Genomic DNA, 13,788 nt, shown 5'->3' with positions numbered 1-13,788 from the left:
TTTATCAAAAACTAATACAATTTGAGTCATATGATGATTTCAGGTTGGAAAATCAAGTATTCTGATATTTTAAAAGAATTCAACTATAATGAGAATAAAGACAAAAAATCAGCTATATTGTTAAACTCGATTCTAAAAAAATCCAGTGTTGATAAAAAAATTCATAGTTTAGTTCATGATAAAACAGTATTTGTAATAGGTTCTGGACCCTCACTGTCATTTGCAATCCCAAAAATAAAGAAACTAAAAGGAATCAAAATTGCAGCAGACAGTTCACTTAAACCATTATTAGAAAACGGAATTGTTCCAGAAATTGTTGTAACTGATTTAGATGGGGACAAAGATTCATTTAAAAAAATTTCAAAAAAAGCTATCTTTGTTGTTCATGCACATGGAGACAACATTGAAAAATTGAATATGATAAAAGAATTTAAAAATTGTATTGGAACTACACAAACAAAACCATTTAACAAAATACAAAACTTTGGAGGGTTTACTGATGGTGATAGAGGTGTGTTTCTAGCAAGTCATTATGGTGCAAAGAAAATCATTCTATTTGGAATGGATTTTGGAAATAGAATAGGCAAGTTCTCAAATACAAAAAAGTCAGAAAGAAAAATAAAGTTGATGAAATTAAAAAAAGGAAAATCACTCTTAGAATGGTTAGCCACTAAAACAAAATCTGAATTATTTACAACTTCAATGCAAATTAAGGGATTTAAAAAAATAGCATACAAAGACCTGGATATTATAATTACCTAGAATGCATTTAATACCCATTCCTCATTTATCAAATTATGAAATTTTCAGAGGAACAGATGAAGGGGATTGTTACTTTGAGAGAAAGTTTAATCGAGCAAATAGATAAGCATCATGAATCAATAGAGAATTTAGAAAAAGATATTACAATTTTGGATCTGTTCTTAAAAGAATCTAGTTTTACCAAGGCATCACAATTAACACCATCAAAAAAAATTGAACCTCAGGAAGCTACAGAGACAATCAAAGAAGTAAAAAATTCAATTCCAATTAAACAAGGAAAAGATGGAAAGATCATTGCCAAGGCATTTGTTACGCCTGAACAAGTCTCAATAGTATTAGACGACAATGTTGAGATTAACGCCGATACACCACCTTTCAAATCATTTTTTCTAGATAGAATTATTGGAGAAATGAAAAAGAAAGATTCAGCAGACGTAGAAAATGGAAAAATACAAAGAGAATCAATAATTGATTATATAATTAATAAAAACGGTTCCGATATTAGAGAAATTATCATCAAAAACTATAGGCAAAAAGAAAGAGTTAATGAACTAATCAATACAGCAGGATGGTCATTATCAAGAATGCTAGAAAATATCAACAAGTGATAACATGGATAAAATTGTAGTTTTAGATTTTGGGTCGCAGTACAGCCATTTGATTTGTAGAAGAATCAGAGAATTTTCAGTATATGCAGAATTGGTTCCATTTGATATTAGTTATGAAGAATTACAAAAACATAATCCTAAAGGGATTATTTTTTCAGGAGGTCCATCTAGTGTGTATAATTCAGATGCGCCAGTTCCAGAAAATAAAATTTTTGAGATGAATTTACCATTGCTTGGAATTTGTTATGGCCATCAGTTAATTGTTAACAAGTATGGAGGTAAGGTAAAAAGGGCAAATAAAGAATATGGTTCATCACTACTAACAATTGACAATGATAAAGATTTGCTAAGTGGTGTAGGTGAATCAGTAAGAGCATGGATGAGTCATGGAGATGAAGCAGAAGAAATTCCTCCTGGTTTTCAAATCATAGGACATACTGAGAGTGCAAAAGCAGCAGCAATAGCTTCACATGAAAAGTCAGTATATGGAATTCAATTTCATCCAGAAGTAGTTCATACTGAACAAGGTACAGAAATACTCAAGAATTTTGTTTTGAAGGTTTGTGGAGCAAAGCAAGATTGGACTATGGAGGGTTTTATTGATTCAGCAGTTGAAAAAATCTCAAAAATTGATGGAAATGTGCTTTGTGGTGTCAGTGGAGGCATAGATTCTACTGTTGCCGCATTATTGATTCACAAAGCTATTGGAGACCGACTCAAATGTGTTTTTGTAAATAATGGACTATTGAGATTAAATGAAGAAACAGAAATTGAGACTATGTTCAAAGAAAATTTCAATGTAAATTTTACATCAATTAATGCAGTAGACAAGTTTCTTGGAAAACTCAAGGGAGTAGAAGATCCTGAGAAAAAACGAATGATTGTAGGTGAGGAATTCATCAATGTATTTACAGAATTTGCTGAAAAAAATGGTCCATTCAAATGGTTGGCACAAGGAACTCTTTATCCAGATGTAATTGAGAGCGGTGTTTCAAAAGGACCTGCAGATGTTATAAAATCACATCATAATGTAGGAGGATTACCTGACTGGCTTAATTTAGAAATTTTAGAGCCATTAAGAGAATTATACAAAGATGAAGTTAGAATGATTGCAAAAATTCTCAAAGTTCCAGAAAAACTTTTCATGAGACATCCATTTCCAGGTCCGGGATTAGCTGTTAGAATTATCGGCGAAGTTGCACCAACAAAGCTACAGATTGCAAAAGTTGCAAGTAAAATTGTGGAAGATGAATTAGTAGAAGCTGGACTATATGGAAAAGTATGGCAGGCTTATGCAGCAGTGGGAGATGATAGAGCAGTTGGAGTTGTAGGGGATGAACGCAGATACGGAAATATAGTGATGATTAGAGTTGTAGATTCAATTGATGCAATGACTGCTGACTGGACAAGATTACCACATGGGATTTTAGAAAAGATGAGCAATAGAATAACAAATGAAATTGAAGATGTCACTTGGGTCACATATACAATTTCAAGCAAGCCTCCAGCAACAATTGAGCCCCAATAGGTGAGAAATTTGGAATATGAAAAAATTTGTGATGAAGTTTTAGAAAGCGATAAAAAAATTAGATATGTTGGAGTATATGATTACGGAGAATTATATGATAAAATGCGTGCTGACGCAGAAAATTATCTATCAAGGGAAGAAACAGAATTATCATTATCTCAAGCAGTTTATCGTTGGTCTACACGCAAAAAGACATCAAATAAAATTGGAAAGCCAATTTTTGCACTAGCAAAATATGAAAAAATCTATAGAGTGACCATTCCAATCGGTGGTGCTGGATTAATTTTGATCAGTACAGAACTAGATGCAGATGTTAATGAAATAGTAGAAAAAGTTTTGAAAATCAAAAATAAATACTCGTAATTATTTGTGATGAATATGGATTTTCATGTTTTTGACACATATGTTAAAGCAAAAGATGGCCATACAATGCATTTTGATGTAGTCACTGATAACAGTGATGTACAAAAAGCAATTTCCTATGCAAAGGAGTGGCTCAATACAATTGGAGAAGGAGATTCCAAAGTAACAACTGAAGAATGTAAATTCTGTCATACTCAATCAGTTCCAGAAGATATGGAAATTGAGATAATGACTAATGGTTATTTCATTTCAAAGATGGAAGGATGCCCTGAGTAATTAATTTAGTAAAGCAGCACCATAAACACCAGCAGAATCACCTAATTCGTTTTTTAAGATAGGCGTACCAACTAAATCTGAAAACACTTTATCATAAACTGATTTTTTTCCTTCTGAATACAAGAAATTAATATTTGACAGGCCACCGCCAAGAACAATTGCATCAGGATCTAAGATATCAATTACATTTGCCAAACCAAATCCAAAATTCTCTAAAAATTCGTTTTTCCATTTTTTCCCAGCATCACTATCAATTTCAGAGAGAATCTCAGGCATGGATTTTGTTTGTCCCGTAAGCAATGTCCATTTTTTCTCTAATGCAGGACCGCTAATATAGGTCTCAACACAACCAGTTTTTCCACAATAACATAGATTTCCATTACGATATAACATATGATGTCCCCATTCTCCTGCAATGTTAGTTCTTCCTGAATGTAGTTTTCCATTGATAACAATCCCTCCACCAACGCCAGTTCCCAAAATTACACCAAAAACAAAATCAAATTCTTTTGTAGCGCCCAGTTTTGATTCAGCCATTACAAAACAATTTGCATCATTTTCTATAGAGATTTTTTTATGTAATTTTTCTTCTAGATCTTCTTTTAATGGTTTTCCAATAAGACATTGAGTATTGCTATTTTTTATCAGACCAGTTTGTTTTGAAATTGTACCAGGTGTACAAACTCCCACAGAAAAATCCGAAACATCTCGTGAAATTTCTGAGACTAGGTTTGAAATTGTATCAACTATTTTAGAATAATTTTCTTTTGGAGTGGCAACTCTCTTTCTTTCTAAAACGTTTAACGAATCATCCAATAGAATTGCTTCAGTTTTTGTTCCACCTAAATCAATACCTAGCTTGTACAACAATAACGTATGAAAAGTAGAATGCTTAAGTTTTAATTAATTATCCCATTGGAGGCATGCCACCGCCGGCACCACCTGGACCACCAGAGACAGCAATTACATCATCAATTCTAAGAATCATACATGCAGCTTCTGTTGCAGATTTAATAATTTGTTCTTTAACAGCAACAGGTTCTACAACATCAATTGAAAGCATGTCTGCAATCTTTGTATTTCTAGCATCAATACCAGTCCATTTACGACCTTGATTTTGTTTTGCTCGTAGATTTGCCATGGTATCAATTGGATCCATTCCTGCATTTTCTGCAATTGTTAATGGAATTACCTCTAATGCTTCAGCATATTTCTTAATTGCAAGTTGTTCTCGTCCATCAAAATTATCAGCCCAATCTTTGAGTTGTGAGGCTGCATAAGCTTCTGGCGCACCTCCACCTGCAACAATTTCAGGCTTTTCGATTACATCTTTTACTACCATAAGGGAGTCATGAATGGAACGGTCAACTTCATCAATTACTCTCTGAGAGCCACCACGAATTAACATTGTAACGGATTGTGGATTTTTACATCCTTCAATGAATACCCATTTATCAGATTCAACTTTCTTTTGGTGAACTAAATTAGCAGAACCAAGATCTTTTTCAGATAGATCATCTAGGTTAGTAATTACGCGACCTCCAGTAGCCTTTGCTAGTTTAATCATATCACTTTCTTTTACACGACGTACTGCCATGATTCCATTTTTTGCAAGATAGTGTTGTGCAATATCATCAATTCCTTTTTGGCAGATTAGGACATTGACTCCAATATCATGTAATTTATCAACCATTGTCTTTAGCATTCTATTTTCTTCTTCTAAGAACATCTGCATTTGAGTTGGATCTGAAATTCTTATTTCAGAACTCATTTCAGTTTTTTCAATTTCAAGTGCTGAATTAAGCAAAGCAATATGGGCTCCATCTATTTTTGTAGGCATTCCACTATGAACAATTTCTTTATCTAAAACAATTCCTTTAACAATTTGAGTATCTTGGATTGATGCACCAGCTTTCTTTTCAACCTTGATATTTTCAAGGTCAACAAAATAGTCTTCGCCCTTCTTAGTAACAATACTAAGAATAGCATCAACCACAACTTTTGACAATATGCCACTATCTTCTGAGATTAATTTTGATTGCATACTTGTTGTAGCGATTTTTATGAGTGATTCTTTATCATCAGGTTTGATTTTCTTTGATAATTCAGAGTAAATTTCAAGAGTTTTTTCTGCTGCAATTTGATAGCCATCAACAATTGTAGAAGAATGAACATCCTTTTTGAGAAGCTCTTCTGCTTTTGCTAATAGTGTACCTCCAAAAACTACAGAAGAAGTTGTACCATCCCCAACTTCATTATCTACAGTTTTAGAAATCTCAACCATCATTTTGGCTGCTGGATGTTGGACATCAATTTCTTTGAGAATTGTTGCTCCATCGTTCGTAATAGTAACGTCACCTAAAGAATCAACTAACATTTTATCAAGACCTCTTGGTCCGAGACTAGTTTTTACTAATTCTGCAACTAATTTTGCTGCTGCAATGTTATTTTGTTGAGCGTCTTTACCTTTTTGTTGTAACGCACTCTCTTTGAGTACTAAAACAGGTCCATTTGGTCCTTGTTGAATTGATGCCATTTAGATTCAGCTTCAATCCCTTGAATCCCCCTTTTTAACATTACTTAGTTGATCGGTGAGATGTAACTCCGTTTTTTTACATCAACAATACCACCTGAAAGGATTCTAACAGAAGGTAAAGCCAAAAAAGGCAAAAACAAAGGAATTAGATGAGGTCTGGAAAATTTACATCCAGAATCAACAATTGAGTTATTGATTTTTTCAAAATTAGATGATACTTTGTCAAATGAATCTGTTGAAACGATCCCTGCAAACTGTAGAGGTAAAGAAGCAAGAACTTCGCCAGATTTTACTACAACAAGTCCACCCTGATTTTTGATTAAGTGATTTGATGCAAACGCCATATCAGAGTCATTTGAACCAATAACTATCATATCGTTTTCATGAAAACTCCACGTAGAAGCAAATGCCCCAATATCTGCACCAAAATTTTCAAGAAATCCTATAGCATGCCTATTCGTTCCATGGGTTCTATCAAAAGCAGCAACTTTCCATACATCTGAATCCAAAGATGCAGAAACAAGATCATTTTTTGACTGAAGTTGAGCTGAACCTATCTTTGTAATTATTTCTGTTTGCATAAAAATAGTATTTGCCACAACATCTTTCTTTTTAGACTTTACTTGAAAATCATCTTTTGAGAATTTTTGTAGTTTGACAGTATTTTTGATCCAAGGAGATATTGTTTTTTTCTTTATTAGAAAAACAATTTTTCCATTAGATACTGCAAGTTTTCCTCCTACAAATACAGTTTTAGGTTTAAATGATTTCAAATCATTAAAAATTAGAATATCAGCTAATTTACCAGGTGCAATTCCACCAAGATCTTTTCCCATGTTATAGTAATCAAAATTATTTTTTGATGCCATAGTTACTGCATCAATTGGCTCTAAGCCAAGTTTGATTGATTCACGAATACAATGATCAATATGACCAAATTTTGAGATATCCTTTGGATCAAGACCATCTGAGCAAAACATTAATCGGTTGAGATATGTGCCATGAGACAAAACTCTTGGAATGATTTCTTTCAAATCACGTCTTATAGAGCCTTCTCTAATCATAATCCACATTCCAAGACGTAATCTCTCCAATACTTGATCAAAATTGATTGGTTCATGACAAGAAAGAATTCCAGAAGAAACATAGGCATTCAATTTTTTTTCACTTGCGCCAGCAGTGTGTCCATTGATAATGCAATCACATTCTAGCATTGTTGAAAGAGATTTCATTGTTTTTGGTTCACGAAGAGTAACCTTTGTCCAAGAGAAAACCTCACCCAATCCAAGAACATGAGGATGTTTTACTGCAGATTTTTCTTGAGACAAAGTAAGAGTTTTACTGTTACTAAATTTTGCATCAACAGGTAGTCCACCAGGTACAACTTGAAAAATTCTTACTGGAAGATCTTCTCCTAATTTTAAAAATTCTTGAAATCCCTTGTACCCACCTACACTAACAACATCAATAGGATCAGAGAAAAGAGAAGTTACGCCGCAAAGAAGTGCTTGTTTTGCAAATTCTGAAGGAAGAACAAATTGATCAATATGTAAATGAGGATCTGCAAAACCAGGACCAACATAATTGTTTTTTACATCAACAATTTTGGTTTTAGGACCTTGTGCATGTATTGCATCTGGACCAACATATGCAATTCTATCACCAATTATTGCAATCTGAGTTTTTGGAATGATTTCACGAGTATAAACAGAAAGTAAATTACAATTTTTCAAAATTAGATCTGCTTTTTTTTCACCCATAGCTACTGAATTCAAGGAAGAGATCGAATTTGCTAGGCTCGAAGTCACGATTTTAAATTAGATTTTGCGCCTATTATAGATTCAATGCTTAAATTACGGTTGAGAAGGTTTTGTTGATATGAACATACCAAAGGTGATCCGCAAGTATTGTGCAAAATGTAAGACACATACTGAACAAAAGGTCTCCATTTACAAGGCTGGAAAAAGGCGTGGTTCTGCAAGGGGTGAACGAAGACATGCTGAACGTAAACATGGTTATGGTGGACAAAAATTCCCAAAATTAGCAAAACCAGCCAAAGTAACAAAAAAAGTTACTCCAATTATGACATGTACCGTGTGTAAAAAGAAATACAATAAACTAGGGGTTAGAATTAAGAAATTTGAGTTGGTGGCAGCATGAAAAAAGATCACGTTGAGATTCCAAAACCATCAAGTAAATTTCAAAAAGTTAATTGCAATGAATGTGGCGAACTACAAATTGTTTATTCACATGCATCAACACAAATTGCATGCAATTCATGTGGAAACACAATTGCAGAGGCAACAGGCTCTAAAGCAAAAATTAATGGGAAAATCTCAGGTAGTGCTGAGTAAATCATAATCTTGTGTAGTATTTAGATTAAGTGCAATTCTCTTATCATCAATTACAACATAATTTTCTTCTACATTTTCAAGTGAGTTAATTTTTTGGGAATTAATTAATGAAATTCCTGTAAAATGACATTTTTGTTGATTATGAATAATAGAATAATCAGACTTAATTCCAATAGACGTTAGCAGTCTATCGGTGACAAGAATACTTGTCCAGGTTTTTTGAGAGTCATAGTGGTTTACAATTGTTTGAATAATTTCATTATCCAATAAAGGCATATCACCAGATGCAACTAAAATTGAATCATTGAATTTCTGTAATACAGAATTTAGATCTTCTACATATCCTATTCCAGAAGTATCAAAAATTTCAATATTATTTTCTTCTAATAGTGTTTTTGTTTTAGGGGAGTTTGGACTAGTTATTGCAATAATTTTAGAAAAATAATTTGAATTTTTTAATGAATCAATTACGTGTAGAATAATCGGCTTTTTGTATTGTAATAGTAATTTTTCATCATCTAAATTCATACGAGAACCTTTGCCACCAGCCATAACAATACCAATCATATTGATACAAACACCATCAAAGAGGCTAATCTTGTAAGTTCATTGGTAGCACCAATTACATCACCAGTTATTCCACCAAAACTACGAGTAGATACTCCCAATAGGAATAGTGTCAAAGCGATAGTAACTCCTAGCATTATCAATCCAGTAGTCTCGCCTATCAAAGTCACAGGGATGAGCATGATGATAAAAGCTGCTGCTAATTTTTTCTTGTCTTTCATGACATGCACGAAAGGTGAATTTGAGCCTAGTGTAGCAGATTTTCCCAAGCTTGCCAAAAGCACCATTGAAAATTTAGCTAGAATTTCACTAATCAAAATTGCTTTAAACAAATCAAACCCACTAGTAAGTGAGATCGTAATTATCAAACCAACAAGATACAAAACAAGTCCAACAATTCCCGCTGAACCAGTAGAAAGATCTTTCATTGCTTTGAGTTTTTTTTCTTTTGTCCCCTTTACCATAAGTCCGTCTGCAAAATCTGCCAATCCATCTGCATGATGTATGCCAGTAACAATTGCAATAGATGCAACAACTAAGAGACTAACAAGCAGTGGATCAAAAAAGAAAGATAATCCAAATCCAAAAGAGCCAACTAAAAGTCCAATTGCAATTCCAACTATAGGAAAAATATACATGTATTTTGCAATATTTTCCAAAGTTGCATTTGATGATGGAAATATTGTCAAGAAAGAAAAAACAGAACCTATTTCCTTAAGCATGAATCCACCATCCAATTAATGTTAAAACAGAAATGATTGGAATAATTACAATTCCAAAGAAAAGAATTGAAGTTAATTTCATCATAGATATTGCAGAGATAACATGTTCTTTTGTGAGAGTAATTTCCCCATTACCTAATTTGTAATGATTTATTTTTTCAAATTTTGTACCAAGTGCTCCTGCTAATGCAGCCATAGGATATCCTGCATTAGGGCTCTCGGTTTTTTTCCCATCACGAATCATTATCTTGTAAGACGCTTTCCAATTATGTTGTAAAACAGCAGCCGAAATGATCATTATAAATCCAGTAAGTCTTGATGGAATGTAATTTAATACAGTATCACATATAGCTGCAAACCAGCCCAAATTTTTGAAAATATCTGTTTTATATCCTATCATAGAGTCAGCAGTATTAATTATTCTATACACAAATGCTCCAGGAAGTCCAAAAATTGCATAATAAAATAGAGGACCAGTAATCCCATCTACTGTATTTTCACTTACGCTTTCAAGTACGCCTGAAATTATGTGATTTTTATCTAAATTGGAAGTTTTTCGTTTAACAATCATAGAGAGATTTGTTCTGGCAGAATCTAGATTATCCATCTCAAGAGATTCAACTACGGCCATTGCATAGTGTTCCATCCCTTTTATTGCAATAGTAGTCTTTAGTAGCAAGATACCAATCAAAACTGAAACTATCAACGTTATCCAATCAGTTGTAAGAAATGAAATACCAAAATCTAATATCAATAGTAATGTAACAGTAATTCCTATAGGAATACTAACTACAAATATTCCACCTAGTCTTTCAATTTTTTGATTTGGATTTTGTCCAAGTGGGGTTAATTTGGCAACAAGTTCACCTATCCAAGCAGTTGGATGATATTTATTCTTGGGATCACCAAATACGAGATCAAGTATCAATGCAAATCCTACAACTATCAAAGATTCTAAAATCATTTTATCACCCTCTCAATTACTTTGATATCTAAGTTATTTTTTACAACTTTTGCAAGTTTATCTAATTCTTTATCAATTTTTGAAATATTGTTTTTGGTCCATGCAATTTGTTTTGCTTTAGCATTAAGTGAATCTTCTTCAGGTAGATTCATTTTCATCATAGGAATGGTTCCAATTACAGGAATTTTGGTAAGCTGTTTTATTTTTCTAAAACCTGGCTTTAGAACATCAATGTCTCCTCTGAATTTATTTAATATGAATCCCTTTACCAATTTTTGATATTTTTTTTCAATTAAGTCCATGGTCCCTATCAAACTTGCAAATGATCCACCTTTGTCAATATCTGAAACCAATAACACAGATGCATTTGCTTTTTGAGCAATTTGCATATTTGCAATGTCATATTTTTGTAAGTTGATTTCAGCGGGAGAACCTGCACCTTCTAAAATTACTAGCTCATAATTTTTTTGCAGTTTTGATAATGAAGTAGTAGCTGCTTGGATGCCTTTTGATTTTACAAATTTTGCATAGTAATCTTTTGCATGCATTTTCATGTAATATTTTCCATTAAGGTAGACTGCACTATAGTAATTTCCCAGTGGTTTAAGCATAATTGGGTTCAAATCAGGCTCGATTGGGCATCTTGCAGCAATGGCTTGGATTGCTTGGGCACGAGAAATCTCAAAATCAGGCGTGGCATAACCAAAATTCGACATGTTTTGAGATTTGAACGGAGCCACAAGGTATCCTTTTTGTTCAAAGATCCTACACAGTGCTGCAACCAATGTTGTTTTTCCAGCACCTGATGATGTACCCTGAATCATTAAAGACTTCATGCAATTGCCTCCATTGCATTTACAAGTTTTAGATTATCTTTATGAGACTTTATTGCAATTCTAATATAGTGATTGTTTAATCCACGAAAATTTTTACAATCACGAATCAATATTTTATGTTTTAGTAATTTTTTTTGAATTTTTGTTGAATCTTGTTTTGTTTTTATTAAAACAAAATTTGTTGCTGAATTATAGCATTCAAAACCAGGAATTTCAGCGATTTTCTTTTTTAGAAAATTTGATTCTTTCTTAATAATTGATTTTGATTTTATTAGATGAGATTTATTTTTAATTGCCATAATTCCTGCTTCTTGAGCTAATGCATTTACACTCCAAGGAATTTTTATTTTTTTTAGAATTTCAATAATTGTTTTCGAACCTATACCATACCCAATTCTAATTCCTGCCAATCCATATGATTTTGTTAGTGATCTTAGAACAAAGAGATTATCATATTTTTTTACTAAATTTATTATAGATTGATTTGATTCAGGAACTAATTCAATAAAGCATTCATCAACAAACACAAGACAAGATTTATTTTTTGCAGATGAAATTATTTTTATTAATTGTTTTTTTGGTAGTATAGTTCCAGTAGGATTATTTGGATTGCATACAAAGACACATCCATTAGTAGGGATTTGTAAAATAAATGAATCTAGGTTTTTAGAAAGATCCATTGTTTTAAAAAAAGTAAATTTACAATCAGCAAGTTTTGATGCAGATTCGTATTCACTAAAAGTCGGAGTTGGAATTAAAACACGTTTTTTAGACAAAAAGGTATTGCAAAAATTATAGAGTATCTCAATTGCGCCATTGCCAACAACTATGTGAGAGTCTGATAATCTAGTGTATTTTTTGAGGCTAGAGAGTAAATTGATGGAATCTGTATCAGGGTAATGTCCCATTTCATCCAGTCTTTTTTTCATAGCAGATTTTACAGAAGAGGGCATACCGGCAGGACTAGTATTTGAGCTAAAATCTAAGACATCAATATGGCGATTTCCTCCAGAAAATCTACCTCCATGAGATATTGGGTGATGCTCAGTAATGCTTGTTTTTGTCCGAATTTTCACATTACAAAATAGGAACAGGCGATATAGTATCTTTTGGTAATTTGAATAACGATTATTAATTGAAACCGATCAGTAGTTAATTCATGGAGAAGAAAAGAGTTGCAATAATAGGAGTCACAGGTTCTGTAGGACAAGAATTCGTACAGTCTTTGAATAACCACCCATGGTTTGAGGTAACCCAAATTGCAGCTTCTGAGCGCTCTGCAGGCAAAAAGTATCTTGATGCTATCAGAAACGAAGGTGGAATTATCATGTGGGATGTTGGCGGCGAGATCCCAGATTATATCAAAGAAATGACTGTTAAAAGAATTGACGAGCTTGATACATCACAGTTAGATCTAATATTTTCAGCAGTTGAATCTCAAGCTGCAAGAGACATTGAAACCAAAATGGCAGCAGAATTACCGGTAGTTTCAACTAGTTCTGCATACAGATACGAAGAAGATGTTCCAATTCTTATTCCAGGTGTAAACGATGAGCAGGCTGAACTGCTTGAGACTCAAAAGAAAAACCGTAACTGGAAAGGATTTGTAGCACCACTACCAAACTGTACAACTACAGGTTTAGCAATTACACTAAAACCATTACTTGAAAAATATGGTGCAAAAAAAGTCATGATGACTTCAATGCAAGCAATTTCAGGTGGTGGAAAGTCAGGGGTTTCTGCAATGGGAATTACAGATAATATCTTACCTTACATTCCAAAAGAGGAAGGCAAAGTAAGGTTAGAAACAAGAAAAATTCTTGGAAAACTCAAAGACGGTAAAATTGAAGATGCAGACATTAGAGTTAGCTGCACATGTACTAGAGTTCCAGTAATTGATGGACATACAGAATCAGTCTTTGTTGAAACTACTGAATATATTGACCCAGCAAAAGCAAAAGAGCTTTACAATAATTACAATAAAGAAATATCAGTAGAAGGGTTACCTTCAGCTCCAAAAGAATACTATGCATTCCATGAAGATCCAACAAGACCTCAACCAAGAATGGAAAGAGAAGTTGGTGATGGAATGACCACAACGATTGGTAGAGTTGAAAAAGAAGAATTGTTTGACAAGGGACTAAAATACATGCTGTTTTCACATAACAAAAAAATGGGTTCAGCAAAAGGCGCAGTGTTATTAGCTGAAATGTTATACAAAAAGGGCAAGATTTAGATTTTTTTTGCAATTTTTTCAATAATAACTTTATAA

At 33.1% G+C, this 13,788-nt stretch carries 16 protein-coding genes; 8 read left to right on the top strand and 8 right to left on the bottom strand.

Translation table 11 applies throughout. The annotated features are described in order from the left end of the window. Nucleotides 1–30 precede the first annotated feature (30 nt). Genes C6989_RS03130 through C6989_RS03110 form a run of 5 tightly spaced genes read left to right on the top strand, consistent with a single transcriptional unit; the run spans nt 31 to nt 3,537 of the window. Complete coding sequence (locus tag C6989_RS03130; RefSeq protein WP_148702669.1) at nt 31–762, top strand: 6-hydroxymethylpterin diphosphokinase MptE-like protein; 732 nt, start codon at nt 31–33, stop codon at nt 760–762. Between the two features lie 35 nt (nt 763–797). Next, nucleotides 798–1,370, top strand: a complete 573-nt coding sequence (locus tag C6989_RS03125; protein ID WP_148702668.1) for a hypothetical protein — start codon at nt 798–800, stop codon at nt 1,368–1,370. Nucleotides 1,371–1,374: 4 nt separating this feature from the next. Then, nucleotides 1,375–2,898, top strand: a complete 1,524-nt coding sequence (gene guaA / locus C6989_RS03120) for a glutamine-hydrolyzing GMP synthase (RefSeq protein ID WP_182126319.1) — start codon at nt 1,375–1,377, stop codon at nt 2,896–2,898. Beyond that, entirely contained in the window at nt 2,899–3,261 is a 363-nt protein-coding gene (locus C6989_RS03115) for a hypothetical protein (RefSeq protein WP_182126318.1), read from the top strand. A 15-nt stretch (nt 3,262–3,276) separates the two neighbouring features. After that, a complete protein-coding gene (locus tag C6989_RS03110; protein ID WP_148702665.1) occupies nt 3,277–3,537 on the top strand; it encodes a DUF2024 family protein in 261 nt (86 codons plus the stop codon). Here the strand turns inward: C6989_RS03110 and C6989_RS03105 are convergent, their stop codons facing one another. The 3 genes from C6989_RS03105 to C6989_RS03095 are packed head-to-tail and all read right to left on the bottom strand — an operon-like array spanning nt 3,538 to nt 7,833. After that, on the bottom strand, nt 3,538–4,407 hold the full coding sequence (locus C6989_RS03105) for an ROK family protein (RefSeq protein WP_220462855.1): 870 nt from the start codon (nt 4,405–4,407) through the stop codon (nt 3,538–3,540). A gap of 37 nt (nt 4,408–4,444) precedes the next feature. After that, nucleotides 4,445–6,073, bottom strand: coding sequence for a thermosome subunit beta (gene thsB / locus C6989_RS03100; protein WP_182126316.1), 1,629 nt, complete (start codon nt 6,071–6,073; stop codon nt 4,445–4,447). Nucleotides 6,074–6,117: 44 nt separating this feature from the next. After that, complete coding sequence (locus C6989_RS03095) at nt 6,118–7,833, bottom strand: adenine deaminase (protein WP_182126586.1); 1,716 nt, start codon at nt 7,831–7,833, stop codon at nt 6,118–6,120. A 118-nt stretch (nt 7,834–7,951) separates the two neighbouring features. Here C6989_RS03095 and C6989_RS03090 point away from each other — a divergent pair, with 118 nt between their 5' ends. After that, on the top strand, nt 7,952–8,233 hold the full coding sequence (locus C6989_RS03090) for a 50S ribosomal protein L44e (RefSeq protein WP_012215962.1): 282 nt from the start codon (nt 7,952–7,954) through the stop codon (nt 8,231–8,233). Next, nucleotides 8,230–8,427, top strand: a complete 198-nt coding sequence (locus C6989_RS03085) for a 30S ribosomal protein S27e (RefSeq protein ID WP_148702661.1) — start codon at nt 8,230–8,232, stop codon at nt 8,425–8,427. The genes C6989_RS03090 and C6989_RS03085 overlap by 4 nt, the downstream gene beginning before the upstream one ends. Here the strand turns inward: C6989_RS03085 and C6989_RS03080 are convergent. From C6989_RS03080 to cobD, 5 genes are read right to left on the bottom strand one after another with little or no spacing between them, the layout of a single operon-like run. Continuing rightward, nucleotides 8,410–8,994: an NTP transferase domain-containing protein gene (locus C6989_RS03080; RefSeq protein WP_182126315.1), complete on the bottom strand. Its 585-nt coding sequence runs from the start codon at nt 8,992–8,994 to the stop codon at nt 8,410–8,412. The two genes, C6989_RS03085 and C6989_RS03080, sit on opposite strands and share 18 nt — an antisense overlap. Next, the gene (gene cobS / locus C6989_RS03075) at nt 8,991–9,716 is read right to left on the bottom strand and encodes an adenosylcobinamide-GDP ribazoletransferase (RefSeq protein ID WP_148702659.1); all 726 of its coding nucleotides are present in this window, start codon (nt 9,714–9,716) and stop codon (nt 8,991–8,993) included. The genes C6989_RS03080 and cobS overlap by 4 nt, the downstream gene beginning before the upstream one ends. Continuing rightward, nucleotides 9,709–10,680 carry a cobalamin biosynthesis protein gene (locus C6989_RS03070; RefSeq protein WP_182126314.1) on the bottom strand — a complete coding sequence of 324 codons (972 nt, stop codon included), beginning with the start codon at nt 10,678–10,680 and terminating at the stop codon, nt 9,709–9,711. Before C6989_RS03070 ends, cobS begins: the two co-directional genes overlap by 8 nt. After that, the gene (locus tag C6989_RS03065) at nt 10,677–11,516 is read right to left on the bottom strand and encodes a cobyric acid synthase (RefSeq protein WP_182126313.1); all 840 of its coding nucleotides are present in this window, start codon (nt 11,514–11,516) and stop codon (nt 10,677–10,679) included. Before C6989_RS03065 ends, C6989_RS03070 begins: the two co-directional genes overlap by 4 nt. Beyond that, complete coding sequence (gene cobD, locus C6989_RS03060) at nt 11,513–12,592, bottom strand: threonine-phosphate decarboxylase CobD (RefSeq protein ID WP_182126312.1); 1,080 nt, start codon at nt 12,590–12,592, stop codon at nt 11,513–11,515. Before cobD ends, C6989_RS03065 begins: the two co-directional genes overlap by 4 nt. Before the next feature lie 83 nt (nt 12,593–12,675). On the opposite strand from cobD, the gene asd reads away from it, so the two are divergent. Next, nucleotides 12,676–13,752, top strand: a complete 1,077-nt coding sequence (gene asd / locus C6989_RS03055; RefSeq protein ID WP_148702656.1) for an aspartate-semialdehyde dehydrogenase — start codon at nt 12,676–12,678, stop codon at nt 13,750–13,752. Nucleotides 13,753–13,788 lie beyond the last annotated feature (36 nt).

The organism is Nitrosopumilus sp. b2 (genome assembly GCF_014078535.1).
In the GTDB taxonomy this organism is placed as follows: Archaea; Thermoproteota; Nitrososphaeria; order Nitrososphaerales; family Nitrosopumilaceae; genus Nitrosopumilus; species Nitrosopumilus piranensis.
Note: the sequence above shows the minus strand (reverse complement) of the source record. Positions and strands in the feature narration are given on the sequence as shown.